The following is a 16401-nucleotide window of genomic DNA, read 5'->3' as shown; positions in this document are numbered from 1 at the left end:
ATGAGTTTAATAAATGAAGCTAAGGGCTTAATAAAACAAAACATTCGAGAATATGGTATGTATATTGCCTTGATAATCATAATGGTTACCTTCAGTGCAGCTACAGGAGGACTGTTCATGTCCTCGAGAAATATAAGTAATCTTATAAATCAAACTGGGTATATAGCAGTACTTGCAGTAGGTATGACTCTAGTTATGGTTATAAAGCACATAGATTTGTCAGTTGGATTTTTGGCAGGATTTCTAGGTGCTATAGCGGCAATACTTATGATGAGATTTAATGTATCTGTTCCAGTGACTATACTTTTAGTTCTAGTATTTGGAACGATAACAGGAACCTTTACAGGATTTTTAGTTGCGAAGATGGGAATTCCAGCTTTCGTTGCATCTCTTGCAGCAATGCTTGTATTTAGAGGTGCACTGCTTATGGTTACTGAAGGTACAGGAACTATAGTAATTTCAAACAAAGCGTTTAATGCTATTGGAAATGGGTTTATTCCAGATTTCGTAAATATGGGAAATCTCCATGTGCTCACTCTTATTATAGGAATAGTGGGAATTGCAGCTTATGTTTGGTCAGAGATAAAAACAAGAAATGATAAGATAAAGTATAATTTCGAAGTGATTTCTAGCACTATGTTTACTATGAAGCTAGTTGCTATAAGTGCAGTTATAGGATACGTAACATGGATACTAGCAGGATATAACGGCTTATCTTGGACAGTTGTAATTACTATTATAGTAGTTTTAATCTATCACTTTATAACTACTAAAACTATTATAGGACGCCATGTTTATGCAGTAGGTGGAAATGCTGAAGCAGCAAAACTAAGCGGTATTAATGTAGAACGAATCACCATGATAGTGTTTGCATCCATGGGGATGTTATCAGCTTTATCAGGCATATTATATACTTCTAGGCTTCAGTCAGCTACTACAACAGCAGGAACGCTATTTGAGCTAGATGCAATAGCTGCCGCCTATGTAGGTGGAGTATCTGCAAACGGAGGAGTAGGAAAGGTTACGGGTTCTATTATAGGAGCTTTCGTAATGGCTTCTCTTACAAATGGTATGAACTTGGTTGGAGTAGGAATATCCTACCAGTATATTATAAGAGGTATTATTCTAGCAGTAGCAGTAATATTTGATGTAAAAACTAGAAACAGAAGTAAGTAAGACCCCTCCATAAAAAATAGCCTGCTCTATATTGTGAAAACAAAGAGCAGAGCTATTTTTAAATTATATTAAAATAATATAAAGCAAATATCTGAATAAATAAAATTGCAGGTACCCCATATACGAAGCTAGCATGCTTTGTTTTATGGCGAAATGCATACATTCCAAGAAGAACTCCTGGACTTCCAAATAACGCCGAAGTTATAAATAAGGTGCTTTCTTTAATTCTCCAATGATTTTTTTTTGCCCTTCTTTTATCTATATACATAAGTATGAAACCAACTATACTCATAAGGCAAGAGCCAATAATAACAAACGATAATGAATTCACAAAATCTATCTCCTTTTTCATAGTGATTTATTATAAAAATCTTTTGTCTATTATATCATGATTCGTTTATTTCTTCGGATTTTTGTTGTATATTATTGTATATACAAATACTAAACGGTAGATACGGGGGAAAATTTATGCTAGGGACTATAGTAAATGCACTTTCAATTGTTGCTGGAAGCTTGATAGGGCTTTTTTTAAAAGGTGGAATCCCTGTATCGATGGGAGAAACAATAAGTAAGGGACTCGGACTTTGCATCATATACATAGGTATGTCAGGAACCATGAGCACCCAAAATCTATTGCTTGTGATTTTTTCACTAGTAATAGGAGCGATAATAGGAGAACTTATAGACATAGATAAACGATTTGCAGAGCTTGGAGATTTCGTTGAAAAAAAGCTAAACAAAAATGGAGAATCTAAAATAGCAGAAGGCTTTGTAAATGCAAGCTTGCTTTTTTGCGTAGGCTCAATGGCTATAGTTGGGTCACTGCAAAGTGGACTAGAAGGCAATCATGAGACCTTGTTTACTAAATCTGTACTAGACGGAATAACCTCAATTATATTTACCTCTACTATGGGTATAGGTGTTATTCTTTCAGCTGTTAGCGTATTTATATATCAAGGAGCAGTTACACTATTAGCAAGCTCTATAAAAGCGCTTTTAACAGATGCTATAGTTGCTGAGATGACTGCTGTAGGAAGCTTGCTTATTTTGGGAATAGGACTAAATATGGTAGGAGCAACTAAGATAAAGGTTGCAAATATATTGCCAGCTGTATTAATCCCTTTCATTTATGGAATGATTATGAAAATAGGAATAGGAATGTGATAGTTTGCTAAGCGATAAATTAAAGGATTTAATTAAGAACCTCCCGCATCAGCCGGGAGTTTATCTTATGAAAGATAAAACCAAGAAAGTAATCTATGTGGGAAAAGCTATCTCACTTAAAAATAGAGTTAGGCAGTATTTTCAGAGTAAGAAAAACATGGATGCAAAAGTAAGGGCTATGGTGAGTCATATAGATGAGTTTGAATACATCGTTACAGACTCGGAAATGGAAGCTCTGATATTAGAAAATAATTTAATAAAAGAATATAAGCCTCAATATAACATTTTGCTTAGAGATGATAAAACCTATCCGTACATAAAGGTTACTCTAAACGAATATTTCCCTAGGGTACTAAAGGTTCGAAAGGTAGAAAAGGATAAGGCAAAATATTTTGGACCGTATACAAATGCTTTTATAGTAAACGAGACCTTGGAGGTTATAAAGGAAATATATCCTATAAGAACCTGCACTAGAGATATTAAAAGGTCTATAGAAAAAAAGGAAAGACCTTGTCTTAACCTTTACATCAAAAAATGTGTGGGACCCTGTACTGGAAAAGTAGATGAAGCTGAATATATGAAGATGATATATGAAATCATCGATTTTCTATCTGGAAAAAGCGAGGATATGATAAGCATACTAGAAGAAAAAATGAGACAAGCTGCAAAAAATCTGGATTTCGAAGAAGCAGCAATTCTTAGAGATAAAATATCTAGTATGAAAGGCATGCTTGAAAGACAAAAAATTGTTTCAGCCTCTACCATAGACCAAGATTATATCGCTGTAGCCAAGGAAGAGGATCTGTCATGTATTCAAGTATTCTTCGTAAGAGGCGGCAAGGTAGTTGGAAGAGAGAATTTTATTTTCGACAAGAGCAGAAATTCTCAAGCAGAAGAAATAATAAGCTCATTTATAAAGCAGTTTTATATGAGCGTGAATTACGTTCCTAAAGAGCTTGTTGTAGATACTGATTTTGAAGATATGCAAATAATGTCTGACTGGCTTTCAAGCAAAAAGGGTCAGAAGGTTCAAATAACAGTACCTCAAAAAGGGGATAAAAAGCATCTTTTGGATTTAGTAAGAAAGAATGCCTTTGAAGCTATAAAGCAAAAAAGTAATCTTAAAATGGCAAAGCTAGAAAGAACAGTTGGAGTAATGAAGGAGCTTCAGGAATTTCTTCAGCTAGATGAGATGCCAGTAAGAGTCGAAGCTTTTGATATATCAAATATCCAAGGTGTTGACTCAGTGGGAGCTCAAGTAGTTTTTGTAAATGGAGAAAAAGCAAAAAAGCTATACAGAAGATATAAAATTAAGTCTGTGGATGGACCAAACGACTATGCATCAATGGAAGAAATAATAAGAAGAAGACTAAAGCATCCTGATTTGCCTGATTTAATACTTATGGATGGTGGAAAAGGACAGGTTTCAGTTGCTAAAAAGGTAATAGCTGAAGAAGGTCTAAGCATACCAGTGCTAGGTATGTATAAGGATTCGAGGCATAAAACCCTAGGACTTACTACTGAAAGTCAAGCTGTAGAGCTTTCAAAGCACAGCCTGATATATAGATTTATAGCTAGTGTGCAGGAAGAGGTTCACAGGTTTGCTATTAGCTATCACAGATCTTTACGAGATAAAGGGATGGAAAAATCGGAGCTTGATGAAATATCAGGCATAGGAAAGACTAGAAAGATGGCTCTTATTTCAGAGTTTAAAACAATAGAGCGTCTAAAAAATGCCACGTTGGAAGAGCTAGCCTCTGTAGAAGGCATGAATAAAAAATCTGCCCAAGCAGTATTTGAACATTTTAGAAAGGGGCAAAAAAGTGATTGATAAATCAGATACTAAAAAAGTTTCAATAAGGAAAATCATTGAGGATTTAAAGATTGGAGTTGCCTATATACCTGATGGAGTAGATTATCATATTTCTACTACAGATATAAATAGACCTGGCATGCAGCTTAACGGGTACTATGATCATTTCCCAGATGACAGAATACAGGTCATGGGAAAGGTCGAATATTCATACTATCTTTCACTGGACGAAGAAACAAAAAAAGAGCGTATGGATAAATACATGTCATATGATTTGCCTGTAGTGATAGTAGCAAGAGCTCAAATGCCAGATGAAATTATGATTAATGCGGCAAGGAAGTATAATAGAATAATACTTACAACCCCTATGGGCACTACTAAATTCATCTATAAGCTGCTTGATTATTTAAACGAGCTCTTAGCTCCTGAAACTATGATGCATGGGGTTTTAGTTGATGTAGATGGAATGGGGATACTAATCACAGGTGAAAGCGGAGTAGGCAAAAGTGAAACTGCACTAGAGCTTATAAAAAGAAGCCATAGACTTGTTGCTGATGACGCTGTTGAGATAAAAAAAATTGAAGATGATATGCTAGTAGGAAAATCTCCTGAGACTATAAGATATTTTATGGAGATTAGAGGACTTGGAATACTCGATATAAAAAGTCTTTATGGAATAGGCGCAGTTAAACCTACGAAAATAATTGATTTAGTTGCGCATTTAGAGCCGTGGGTTGAAGGCAAGTACTATGACAGAATAGGCTTAGATGATGAATTTATAGAGATTTTAGGTGTAGCTGTTGAAAAAATAACTATTCCAGTAAAGCCTGGAAGAAATTTGGCTGTGATTTTAGAAATTGCTGCTAGAAATAATCGGTTAAAAAGAATGGGTTATAATGCAGCCCAGACATTTAATGAAAACTTGATGAAAAGACTATCTGAGGAGGGGTAAAGTGAGTAGATTTTATATAGGTGTAGATATAGGAGGAACTGAAGTAAAGACTGCCTTGGTGGATGAAAACGACAAAGCAGTATTTGCACAAAATATCCCTACAGAGTCAGAAAAAGGCTATGTTCATACCATAAATATGATTGCAAATCAGATAAAAACTTTATTAGATGATAACAAGGTATCACTTTCCATGGTTAATTCTATAGGCATAGGTATTCCGGGGCTTACTGATGGAAAGTCAAAGGTATATATGGCTCCAAATATCTCTTGGGTAGATATAGATATAAAGGCAGAAATGGATAGGCATTTTCCTAAGACAAGAGTATTTATTGCCAATGATGCTTCAGTAGCCGCTCTTGCAGAGCATCATTTTGGAGCTATAAAGGGAGCAAAAAATGCTGTAATGATAACACTAGGAACTGGAGTAGGCGGAGGGGTTATCATAAATGATAAGCTATACAGTGGAACTAATGGAATAGCTTCAGAAATAGGTCACCTCATAGTAGGAGAAAATTTCTATAATTGCAATTGTGGGAACAATGGTTGCCTAGAGACTTATTGCTCGGCTACTGCCATTATAAAATATGCTCAGAGATTATTTGTAGACAGCCCATGTAGCAAAATAATAGATATGACAGATTCTAAACCTGAAAATATCACAGCAAAGCTTATATTTGATGCCTATAAAGAAAAGGATTTAATGGCAAAAATTATAGTTAAACGCTTTGTTACTTATCTTTCTATAGGAATCATAAACCTTATGAACGTATACGATCCAGAGGTTTTTGTTATAGGTGGAGGAGTATCAAAAGCCTATGATTTATTTATAGATGAACTTGAGAAAGAAGTAGATGAAAGATTGACATTTAAAAATGCTCCTAGGGGAAAAATTGTAAAAGCTAAGCTAGGAAATGATGCTGGAGCAATAGGAGCAGCTATGCTAGGGTTATATATGTAATATAAGGGGGGATAGAGTTGTCGCATACAGATGATAGACAGGGAAGGGTTCCATTTGAATATATAAGAGATAAATTTTCAAAGGCAAACCCAGAGATTATGGCGAAAAATACATTTAGTAAATTAATAAACTCAACTATTCACATGAATTTTATGGGAAGGCCTTATGCAGTTCAGCATCCTTCTGGTAAAATCTTTGATGAAAATAATAAAGAAGTAGAATTTTATACTGTAAGAATTTTATTTTTAAGGTTTTTAGTTAATGGTCAAGGGATAAAGCCTACAGGAAAGCATGTAACCTACAAAGACATACCTGGTGGGCTAGTTTACTATCCAAATTTTAGTAAGAGAACAATTGAAAGATTAGCTAAAACCTATGGAAGTGATTTAGAAAAATTCGAAAGCGATATGCAGAGTATAGGAGCAGTTAAGGTTTTGCAAGGGGATAAGGCTTACAAATTTCCATTTATGAACGAAACCTATATGACTTTTATAATATGGGAAAAGGATGAAGAATTTCCACCTGCTGCAAATATTTTGTTTGACCAAAACATCCAATTTTATTTTGATGCTGAGGATCTTGCGGTAGTTCCAGATGTCGCTATTGACATTATTAAAAATAAGGGTATAATGCCAGATTGGATAGGTTTATATAAAAAGAAATCCATCTAATAATTATCAGAGGTGACGAATTTGAGCTATGTATTGCTAGTAATTGGATTTATTATACTTATCAAAGGGGCAGATTTCTTTGTAGATGGAGCCTCATCTATAGCAAAGATTGCAAAAATGCCTACCTTGCTAATAGGACTCACAATAGTTGCATTTGGAACAAGTGCTCCAGAAGCAGCTGTAAGTATTAATGCGGCATTAAAAGGGTCTAATGATATCGCGATTGGAAATATTATAGGTTCGAATATCTTTAATTTGCTTGTCGCAGTAGGTTTATCGGCTATGATTAGACCTATTAAGGTTCAAAAAACAACTATCATTAAGGAATATCCTCTATCAATTTATTCTGTAGCACTCCTGATAATACTATCTCTTGATAATTTATTTGCAGGAAACGATGCGAATTTACTTACAAGAGGTGACGGACTAATACTTCTGCTTGGATTTGGAGTATTTATGTTCTATCTAATAGAAATGGCAGTCCTATCAAAAGAAGCTGATGATGAGGTAGAAGAAATAGTTAAGCTACCACTTTCCAAAAGTATCATCTTCTCTATTTTAGGATTAGTTGGAATAGTTTTTGGCGGGGATATGGTTGTGAAATCAGCTACGGATATTGCATTACATGTTGGAATGAGTGAAACTCTTGTAGGGCTTACTATTGTGGCAGTTGGAACATCGCTTCCAGAGCTGGTTACTTCCGTGACAGCGGCTAGAAAAGGCGAGAGTGATATAGCTATAGGAAATATCATAGGTTCTGGATTATTTAATATATTCTTTGTGCTTGGAGTATCAGCTACAATACACCCTATTGCTGTATCAAGCAAATTAATTTTTGATTTTATTATTTTGGCTATAGTTACTGTAATATCTCATGTATTTGCATATAGTAAAAAAGAAGTCGATAAGAAAGAAGGCTTTGCACTTACAGCAATGTATATTGCGTATATGGTGTATATAATTATCAGAAATTAGAGGGATGAAGTAATATGATAGATAATGAGCTTATTAAAGAAGCTTTGGAAATCATAAATATAATAGAGGATTCAGGCTATGAAGCCTATATAGTAGGAGGGAGTCTTAGAGACTCCCTTTTAGGTATGCAGCCAAAAGACATAGATATAGCTTCATCAGCTAGTCCTACCGAGATAAAACGAATATTCAATAGCTATAAAACTATTGATACAGGCATAGATTTTGGAACTGTCACTCTAATATATAATGATAAACCTGTCGAAATTACTACATTTAGAAGTGAATCTGTGTATTTAGATAGTAGAAGACCAGATAGTGTAAGCTTTGAAAAAAATGTAGATGAAGATTTAAAAAGAAGAGATTTTACTATAAATGCTATGGCTTACAATCAATCTAAAAAGCTTGTGGACTTATTCTCTGGAGAAGAGGATTTAAATAACAAGCTTATAAGATGTGTAGGAAGCCCAGATGAAAGATTCAGTGAAGATGCTCTTAGAATGTTAAGGGCTGTAAGATTTGCATGTGTACTAAACTTTGATATTGAGAAAAACACCTTTGAGGCTATAAAGCATAATGCCTCAAGGATTGAGCATATAAGCAAAGAGAGAATTCAAGCAGAGCTAAACAAGATATTCATGAGCAGTAAGCCATCTAGAGGAATAAGATTGCTACTTGATTCAAAGCTATTAGATTATGTACTACCAGAAATATCAAGGCTATCAGGCTTTAACCAGAATAATCCCTTTCATCACTTAGAGCTTCTAGAGCATACTTTATGCGTCCTAGATAAAGTAGAGCCAAGGCTTCAGCTTAGGCTTGCAGCTTTATTTCACGATGCAGGAAAAATAGATACAGTTACACTAGATGAAAATGGAATAGGTCATTTTTATGGTCATGATTCGGTCAGTGAAGAGATAACAAAATCAGTGCTAAAAAGATTGAGATATTCAAATGAGATTATAGAGCTGACATCTCAGCTTGTGAGATATCATATGATACAAGCAAATGTAATAGGAAAAAAAGGGATACAAAAGCTTCTTAGGATTTTTGGTGAAAATAATATCTTCGTGCTTGCTGATTTGCACTTTGCAGATTCAAGCTGTACAACTATGGGAGTAAAGGAAGATGTATTTAGATTAAAAATAAGACAAGTTTTAGAGGAAAATATTCCATTTTCAGTCAAAGATTTAGACATAGATGGATATGATTTGATGAAAATTGGAGCAAAGGGAAAGCAAATTGGAGACATATTAAATGAGCTACTTGAGCTAGTCAGTGAGGATGCCTCTAAAAATAACAAAAATCAGCTTATGCTATATGCTAAGGAGATATACTCTAATTTAGAGTAAAAGTAAAAACCATGAGAATTTAGCTTTCTCATGGTTTTACAGAAGGGTATATTTGAAAAGAAGAATTTGCTATATAGAGGCTACCTATCCTTTCAAGGTTCACCTCTAGGGCGACTGTCACGCCATCCCTTATGTATTATTTTATAGATTTAATATCAAACTGCAATAGATTTTACACAATCTTAACTGTTACATTAAGGTTAAGAATCAAAACATATTTTGCTAGGAGTTATTTATTTTGAAAAGTATAATAGACAAATTATCTGAAGAGGTTGTATTTATTGTTTTGCTGTTTGTTTTTTCGGTTTCAGTATTTTTTAGGATACCTACTATAGAAGCCATAGACTGGGGCGTATTAGCTGCACTTTGGAATCTTATGGTAGTTGCACTTGCTCTTGAGGAGCAGAGGTTTTTAGATTATTTAGCCAATAAAATCTGCATAAGGTACCATACTGAAAGAAAGCTTGCTTTTGCACTTATAGGACTTAGCGCTTTATTTGCAATGTTCATGACAAATGATGTCGCTCTTTTGACTTTAGTTCCAATAACTATAATAATAGGGAAAAAAGGAAGGTTTAATCCATATAAATTAGTGGCTCTTGAAACTATAGCTGCTAATGTAGGAAGTAGCTTGACTCCATTTGGAAACCCTCAAAATATTTTTCTATTTAATTATTTTAATATGAAGCCATTGGAGTTTTTTTCTTTCACTGCTCCATTTGTAATCATATCTATGATAGGACTGCTACTTATAGCAATGACTTGCTCCAAAAGCAAGCTAGATTTTGATTTAGAAAAAATTATAATTAAATCGAAAACGGAAATAATAGTATATTTAGGGTTACTGGTAGTTGCCATTTTATCGATTTTGCATGTGTTATCTTGGCATTTAATTACACCCATGATCTTTATAGTAATTTTTATTATGAAGAAAAAATTAATTATCGATGTGGATTATTTTTTGTTAGGAACCTTTGTACTATTTTTCTTGCTGGTTGATAATCTTTTAGCTTTAGATAATATTGTAGATATAATTAGTACACAGCTACAAACGCCACTTAAGACTATGTGGGTATCTGCTATAGCGTCTCAAGGCATAAGCAATGTTCCGGCCGCTATATTGCTATCTCCATTTACATTAAATAAGGAAGCTTTGCTAATAGGCGTTTCGCTAGGTGGATTTGGAACTCTTATAGCATCACTTGCTAACTTGATATCATGGAAGCTTTATATCAAGGCTTTTCCAAAAAGAAAATACTTTAGATACTTTACATTAACCAATGTAATATTGTTGATTTTTGTAGGAGCAATTATGACTTTGTGGATTTTTAACTAGTCCACAGCGTCATCTGCTCCTTTTTAATGCTTGAAATTGGACAGAAAAAAATCATCGTGATAGAATTGTAGGATATATATTTTAGACTAGAGGTGTTTTAGATGAAAGACATAGGTTTAGTATTGGAAGGCGGAGGCATGAGAGGAATATATACCGCTGGAGTATTGGACTTTTTTATGGATAAGAATTTTTATCTTCCATATGTGATAGGAGTATCAGCTGGAGCTTGCCAAGGAGTATCTTACGTATCTAGGCAAAGAGGCAGAGGGAAAAATGCAATTCTAAACCATATAGAGAATCCCAGATATATAAGTAAGAGAAATCTTGTGTTTAAGCGTTCTATTATGGATATGGATTTTTTATTTGATGAAATTCCAAATAAATATGAGCTTTTTGATTATGATACTTTTTTTGAAAATGAGCAAAAATGTATTTTGGTAGGAACTAGCTGTAAGACTGGACAAGCTCTCTACTTTGATGCAAAGAAGGATAAAAGCAAGCAGTTTGTTTTAGATACCTGCAGAGCCTCAAGTAGTCTTCCGTTTGTAACCCCAATAGTAGATGTTCGGGGAGAGCCAGTGCTAGATGGAGGCATAGCAGACTCTATACCTATAAAAAAGGCTATTGCTGATGGCAATAAAAAAAATATTATTGTACTTACCAGAGGTAGGGAATATAGAAAAAAACCATCAAATACTGCTTTCATTTCAAAAAAAGTGTATAAAAATTTCCCAAAGCTACAAGAAACTATTTCAAGTAGATATAGGGTTTATAATGAAACCTTGGACTATATTGAAAGCTTAGAAGAGCAGGGCGAGGTATTTGTTATTAGACCTAGAAGAAAAGTGGAAATAGACAGGATGGAGAGAAATAAATCGAAGCTTGCTGATTTTTATAAAACTGGATATGAAGATGCACATGATATCTGGGCAGATTTGAGTGATTGGATGAGTAAAATTAAGTAAATCAAAAATTATATTTTTATCAATACAGAAAATATGTATAGTACTGCATATTTGATATATAATAGGTATAGCGATTAATAATTAGGGAGGGATAGTTATGAATTATTCAAACATCATGGAAGAAATCAAATCGACAAGAGATTATAAAGAAACTGTAGTAAAGGGCGAGCTTTTAAAAGAAATAATATCTGCTGGAGATACTGCACTAGAAAATCACGGACTAGACATAGTATTATTTGAAGATGGAGAACAAACAAAGCAAAAATTAGAAGGTAAAGCTGGATACTTCGGTAAATTCATAGGTGCACCTCACTATATTGCTGTTCTAAGCGATGACGGAAGAAAATCTAAAGAAGATGCAGCTTATATTATGGAGATGATGAGATTCAAGGCTCATAAGGAAGGTCTTGGAAGCTGCTGGATAACTATTCCTAATACAGATGAGATTAAAGCTGATTTAGGTATAGATGCAGCACGTTCACTTTGCGGATTTTTAGCTATAGGCTACCGTTATGCAGGTATCTTCAAAAAAGATATTCAAGAAAAAGCATTTAGACAAGGAGCAATAGAAATAACATATATGGATGAGTGGGGCAATACTCCTGAATGGGAAGATTTAGAAGCAAGAGGCTTAGATCAAGTCTTTTATTTAACTAGATTTGCTCCATCATGGGGAAATAAACAGCCATGGAAGTTCTTAATTCTAAAAAAACATGTTATTCTTGCGGTTGAGAAGGATTCAAGCGCAGATACAGATTTGGATACAGGAATTATTAAATTCTATTTTGAAAAAGCTTGTGTAGACAAGGGATTATCACTTCAGACTGCTGAAGCAAGTGGAGAGTTTAATATTCCAGAGAGCTATGAAATTAGAGCGGTATATAATATATAACTGGAGGCAATTATGGATTTGACGGGCTTAAATAAAGACCAGCTATCAGCGGTTACAAGAGTCGAAGGACCTTTGCTAATTTTAGCTGGTGCGGGCTCAGGTAAGACTAGAGTAATAACGTATAGGATAGCTCATATGATAGAGGATTTAAAAATATCACCTTATTCTTTGCTGGCTATCACATTTACAAATAAAGCCGCAAAAGAGATGAGGGAAAGGGTTAATTCATTAATTGGAGATAGAGCCAAGGATATGTGGATTAGCACTTTTCACTCTCTTTGCGTTAGGATATTAAGAAGAGATATAGAACGAATAGGCTACAATAGATCCTTTGTAATCTATGATACTCAGGATCAGCTAAGCTTAATTAAAGAGTGTATAAAGGAATGCGGCCTAAGAGAGGACAGCTTTAAACCAAGCAGTGTCCTCTCTGCAATTTCTGGGGCTAAAGATAAGCTACTTAACCCAAAGGCATTCGAGGCTAGATATTTTAATGATTTTAGATTATCAAAGATTTCTAAAGTTTATGACTTATATCAAAGAAAACTAAAATCAAATAATGCACTAGATTTTGATGATCTTATTTTTAAAACAGTAGAGCTTTTAAAAACTGATGAGTTTGTGAGAGATTTTTACCAAAGAAAATTTCAATATGTCATGGTCGATGAGTATCAGGATACCAATCATGCTCAGTATGTGCTTATAAACCTTCTAAGTGAGATGCATAAAAATCTATGCGTAGTAGGAGACGATGACCAGTCTATTTACGGATGGAGAGGCGCAGACATAGCAAACATTCTAGATTTTGAAAAGGATTATAAGGATGCTTTTGTAGTCAAGCTAGAGCAAAATTATCGTTCTACTGAAGTGATTTTAGATGGAGCAAACAGCGTAATAAAAAGAAATCTAGGAAGAAAAAACAAAAAACTTTGGACTCAGCTGAAGGAAGGCGAAAAAATCAAGCTTCATAAAGCCTATGATGAAAAAGATGAAGCTAATTTTATAGCTAGAGAAATTAAAAAAAGACAAGAGGAAGAAGATAGAAATCTAAGAGATTTTGCTCTTTTATATAGAACAAATGCTCAGTCAAGAGCACTTGAAGAGGCTCTTATTAAGCATTCGATTTCATATAAGATATTTGGCTCGCTGAAGTTCTACGATAGAAAAGAAATCAAAGACATAATGGCATATCTTAGATTGGTTCAAAACCCTCTAGATGATTTGGCTTTAAAACGAATAGTAAACGTGCCAAAACGTGGTATAGGAGCTAAGACTCTAGAAAAACTAGAAGAAAGAGCATTAGTCACTGGGGAGAGCTTGTTTGGATTACTTCATGATTTGTCTGGCTTTGATTTATCCACTAAGGTAAAAACTACCTTAAATAAGTTTGTAATGATGATTAATTCATTTATGGATATGAAAGAGATTTTGCCGCTTACTGAGTTTGTTCAAAAAGTCATAGACAACACAAGATATGTGGATGAGCTAAAGGCAGAAGATACAGATGAAGCAAGAGGAAGGATTGAAAATATAGAAGAGTTTAAGTCTGTTGTAATGGAGTTTATGCAAAATTCAGAGGAAAAAACTTTGGAAGAGTTTTTATCTTCAGTGTCTTTAGTGTCTGATTTAGACAGTATAGATGAAGAGGATGATTTTGTAACCTTGATGACCCTTCACAGTGCAAAAGGCTTGGAATTTCCAGTGGTATTTTTAGCTGGAGTAGAGGAAGGAATTTTCCCTATATCTAGAGCTATGCTAGATGAAAATCAATTGGAAGAAGAGAGAAGACTTTGCTATGTGGGTATGACGAGGGCAAAACAAATTTTATATATTACCTATGCAAATGAGAGAACTCTATATGGAAGGCGAAATCATGCTATTGCCTCTAGATTCATATCTGAAATAGATGAAAGTCTTTTTGAAGAGAATGCTAAAATAGAAAAGACGAAACCTCAGAGTTTATATGACAGGTATAAGGATAAATATAAGATAGGACAAGATGATAAACCTAAATTTGATGGTCAGGATGATATTACTGTAGGCTCAAAAATCAAGCATCCTAAATTTGGCATAGGTATGGTAGTTGCAAAAACAGGCACTGTCTACACGATAGCATTTGAAGGACAGGGCATAAAGCAAATTGACACTACGTTTATCAGTCTAAGCAAGCTATAGAATTTAGTAAATGCAAAAGGGGAGAACTATTATGGAAAAAAAAGCAGTAGCACTCGATATGATGAAATTTTTGGATGCATCAAAAACGCCTTATCATGCCGTTAAAATATCTGTAGAAAAATTAAAGGAAGCTGGCTTTAAAAGATTAAACCTAAACAAAAAATTTGAAGTCAAAGAAGGCAAAGGCTACTATATAGAGTATGGAACTGCATTGATTGCTTTTAGAGTTCATACAAAAACAGATGGCTATCAGATAATAGGAAGTCACACCGACTCTCCAGCAATGATGATTAAGCCTAAAGCAGTAATAAAGGACAACGGTTATGTAAAGCTAAACACTGAGATTTACGGTGGACCTATTTTAAATACATGGATGGATAGACCTCTATCTTTAGGAGGAAGAGTGCTGCTTCGCTCTGGAAAATCTATGGAGCCTACAGAGGTACTTATAGATTTTGAAAAGCCTGTAGCAATTATCCCAAATCTAGCTATCCACTTAAATAGAGATGTAAATAAAGGAATTGAGCTTAATAAACAAAAGGACATGCTTCCTCTAGTTTCTCTTAGTGGAGACTTTATAGGTGAGGATCATTTGATTCATAAAATCGCTGAGTACCTGTCTATTGAAAAACAAGGAATCCTGGATTATGAGCTATATGTTTATGATCCTCAACCAAGCTCATTTGTTGGATTTAATGATGAATTTATATCAGCACCTAGAATAGATAACCTTTCTATGCTTCATGCTTCATTAAAAGCTCTAATAGAAGCTGAAAAAGGAACAGGAATTAAGATGGTAGTGAGCTTTGATAATGAAGAAGTAGGAAGCATGAGCAGATTAGGAGCAGATTCAACTATCCTTGCAGATGCTCTAGAGAGAATTGATTTAGCTCTTGGGTTAAATAAGGAAGAGCATATGATAAACATAGATAAATCATTTATGATATCAGCAGATATGGCTCATGCAGTTCACCCGAATTCTCCTGAAAAACATGATCCTACTAATAGACCTAAGCTTAATGCTGGACCTGTTATAAAGCTCAGTGCAAACAAAAGATATACAACAGATGGTTATTCTTCTGCTGTATTTAAAAATCTTTGCGAGGAAGCCTCAGCGCCATACCAGACCTTTGTAAATCCGTCTGACCAAGTAGGAGGATCAACTATAGGACCGATATCTTCTTCACATCTTTCAATTAAATCTATAGATATCGGAAATCCAATGCTTTCTATGCACTCTATAAGAGAATTGTGCGGTTCAGATGATCAATATTACCTAACAAAGATATTCTATAAGTTCTTTACGGTGTAGACATGAATTATGAACATATATGGGATGTGATATATAGACTTTCTGGCAGAGTAAGAGTTTCTAAATCACTAATCAATAGAAATGAAGAAATATTGCTTCATATATCAGATACACCATATAGCATATTTTCAGCTCTAGATAGTTTGATTATGACATTAAAACCTGAGTATATAGTGCATACAGGAGATTTAGTGGACAATATAAAACTAGAGCTTTATCCTAAATCTTTACCTAGATATAAATTATATCTAAAGAACCTAATGAAAATAATGCAAAAACCATTTGTCAAGGGAATATATATTTCCCTTGGCAATCATGACGATATAGAAGCTATTTCTGAGTATAAGAAATTAGATAATAGAATAACTGTAGGCAGAGAGCCTAATAGCATTAAATTAGGAAATAAAACAATTCAATATGCTCATTACCTTGAAGCTCTGAAAGACACACCAAATTCATATGGACTTTATGGGCATGACCTCTCAGTAAAAGATGAAATTTCTGAAAATTCTATTTATTTAAACGGTATAAAAACTATTAATATAATCATGCTAAAGTCAGGAACTATATATAAACTCCAGTATCCTATAGGCACTGATGATGCAAGACTAAAAAAAGGTAGAATTGGATTTTAGTGTTATATTTAAAGGACAAGGGAGGCAT

General features: G+C 34.2%; 15 protein-coding genes. 14 read left to right on the top strand and 1 reads right to left on the bottom strand.

What is annotated here, in order from left to right:
- Positions 1–1176 carry a sugar ABC transporter permease gene (locus B5X47_RS08245; RefSeq protein ID WP_079589672.1) on the top strand — a complete coding sequence of 392 codons (1176 nt, stop codon included), beginning with the start codon at positions 1–3 and terminating at the stop codon, positions 1174–1176.
- Positions 1177–1234: 58 nt separating this feature from the next.
- Here the strand turns inward: B5X47_RS08245 and B5X47_RS08240 are convergent, their stop codons facing one another.
- Positions 1235–1507, bottom strand: coding sequence for a DUF1294 domain-containing protein (locus B5X47_RS08240; protein ID WP_330395754.1), 273 nt, complete (start codon positions 1505–1507; stop codon positions 1235–1237).
- A 137-nt stretch (positions 1508–1644) separates the two neighbouring features.
- Here B5X47_RS08240 and B5X47_RS08235 point away from each other — a divergent pair, with 137 nt between their 5' ends.
- The 13 genes from B5X47_RS08235 (at position 1645) to B5X47_RS08175 (ending at position 16373) form a co-directional block, all read left to right on the top strand.
- The gene (locus tag B5X47_RS08235) at positions 1645–2340 is read left to right on the top strand and encodes a DUF554 domain-containing protein (protein WP_079589670.1); all 696 of its coding nucleotides are present in this window, start codon (positions 1645–1647) and stop codon (positions 2338–2340) included.
- Between the two features lie 31 nt (positions 2341–2371).
- Positions 2372–4171: an excinuclease ABC subunit UvrC gene (gene uvrC / locus B5X47_RS08230; protein ID WP_278278431.1), complete on the top strand. Its 1800-nt coding sequence runs from the start codon at positions 2372–2374 to the stop codon at positions 4169–4171.
- Positions 4167–5105 carry an HPr(Ser) kinase/phosphatase gene (gene hprK, locus B5X47_RS08225; protein WP_079589736.1) on the top strand — a complete coding sequence of 313 codons (939 nt, stop codon included), beginning with the start codon at positions 4167–4169 and terminating at the stop codon, positions 5103–5105. The genes uvrC and hprK overlap by 5 nt, the downstream gene beginning before the upstream one ends.
- Before the next feature lies 1 nt (position 5106).
- Positions 5107–6063: an ROK family protein gene (locus B5X47_RS08220; protein WP_079589668.1), complete on the top strand. Its 957-nt coding sequence runs from the start codon at positions 5107–5109 to the stop codon at positions 6061–6063.
- A 17-nt stretch (positions 6064–6080) separates the two neighbouring features.
- Positions 6081–6734, top strand: a complete 654-nt coding sequence (locus tag B5X47_RS08215; protein ID WP_079589667.1) for a DUF3786 domain-containing protein — start codon at positions 6081–6083, stop codon at positions 6732–6734.
- A 21-nt stretch (positions 6735–6755) separates the two neighbouring features.
- The gene (locus B5X47_RS08210) at positions 6756–7709 is read left to right on the top strand and encodes a calcium/sodium antiporter (protein ID WP_079589666.1); all 954 of its coding nucleotides are present in this window, start codon (positions 6756–6758) and stop codon (positions 7707–7709) included.
- Positions 7710–7723: 14 nt separating this feature from the next.
- Positions 7724–9058: a CCA tRNA nucleotidyltransferase gene (locus tag B5X47_RS08205; RefSeq protein WP_079589665.1), complete on the top strand. Its 1335-nt coding sequence runs from the start codon at positions 7724–7726 to the stop codon at positions 9056–9058.
- Between the two features lie 238 nt (positions 9059–9296).
- Complete coding sequence (locus tag B5X47_RS08200) at positions 9297–10394, top strand: SLC13 family permease (protein ID WP_159446441.1); 1098 nt, start codon at positions 9297–9299, stop codon at positions 10392–10394.
- A 101-nt stretch (positions 10395–10495) separates the two neighbouring features.
- Positions 10496–11359 (top strand): patatin-like phospholipase family protein, encoded by an 864-nt coding sequence (locus B5X47_RS08195; protein WP_079589663.1) that lies wholly within the window; start codon positions 10496–10498, stop codon positions 11357–11359.
- 97 nt (positions 11360–11456) lie between these two features.
- Positions 11457–12251, top strand: a complete 795-nt coding sequence (locus B5X47_RS08190) for a nitroreductase family protein (protein ID WP_079589662.1) — start codon at positions 11457–11459, stop codon at positions 12249–12251.
- A gap of 12 nt (positions 12252–12263) precedes the next feature.
- Positions 12264–14426, top strand: a complete 2163-nt coding sequence (gene pcrA, locus B5X47_RS08185) for a DNA helicase PcrA (protein ID WP_079589661.1) — start codon at positions 12264–12266, stop codon at positions 14424–14426.
- 31 nt (positions 14427–14457) lie between these two features.
- Entirely contained in the window at positions 14458–15738 is a 1281-nt protein-coding gene (locus B5X47_RS08180; RefSeq protein WP_013360775.1) for a M18 family aminopeptidase, read from the top strand.
- A 2-nt stretch (positions 15739–15740) separates the two neighbouring features.
- On the top strand, positions 15741–16373 hold the full coding sequence (locus B5X47_RS08175; RefSeq protein WP_079589660.1) for a metallophosphoesterase: 633 nt from the start codon (positions 15741–15743) through the stop codon (positions 16371–16373).
- The last annotated feature ends 28 nt before the right edge of the window (positions 16374–16401 follow it).

Origin of the sequence: Acetoanaerobium noterae, from assembly GCF_900168025.1 — a bacterium.
Lineage (GTDB): Bacteria > Bacillota > Clostridia > Peptostreptococcales > Filifactoraceae > Acetoanaerobium > Acetoanaerobium noterae.
Note: the sequence above shows the minus strand (reverse complement) of the source record. Positions and strands in the feature narration are given on the sequence as shown.

What these genes read in the sequence shown, in the direction of transcription:
- B5X47_RS08245 (WP_079589672.1), top strand. Translation starts at nt 1, where the DNA reads ATGAGTTTAATAAATGAAGCTAAGGGCTTAATAAAACAAAACATTCGA.
- pcrA (WP_079589661.1), top strand. Translation starts at nt 12,264, where the DNA reads ATGGATTTGACGGGCTTAAATAAAGACCAGCTATCAGCGGTTACAAGA.
- B5X47_RS08205 (WP_079589665.1), top strand. Translation starts at nt 7,724, where the DNA reads ATGATAGATAATGAGCTTATTAAAGAAGCTTTGGAAATCATAAATATA.
- B5X47_RS08180 (WP_013360775.1), top strand. Translation starts at nt 14,458, where the DNA reads ATGGAAAAAAAAGCAGTAGCACTCGATATGATGAAATTTTTGGATGCA.
- B5X47_RS08195 (WP_079589663.1), top strand. Translation starts at nt 10,496, where the DNA reads ATGAAAGACATAGGTTTAGTATTGGAAGGCGGAGGCATGAGAGGAATA.
- B5X47_RS08190 (WP_079589662.1), top strand. Translation starts at nt 11,457, where the DNA reads ATGAATTATTCAAACATCATGGAAGAAATCAAATCGACAAGAGATTAT.
- B5X47_RS08175 (WP_079589660.1), top strand. Translation starts at nt 15,741, where the DNA reads ATGAATTATGAACATATATGGGATGTGATATATAGACTTTCTGGCAGA.
- B5X47_RS08235 (WP_079589670.1), top strand. Translation starts at nt 1,645, where the DNA reads ATGCTAGGGACTATAGTAAATGCACTTTCAATTGTTGCTGGAAGCTTG.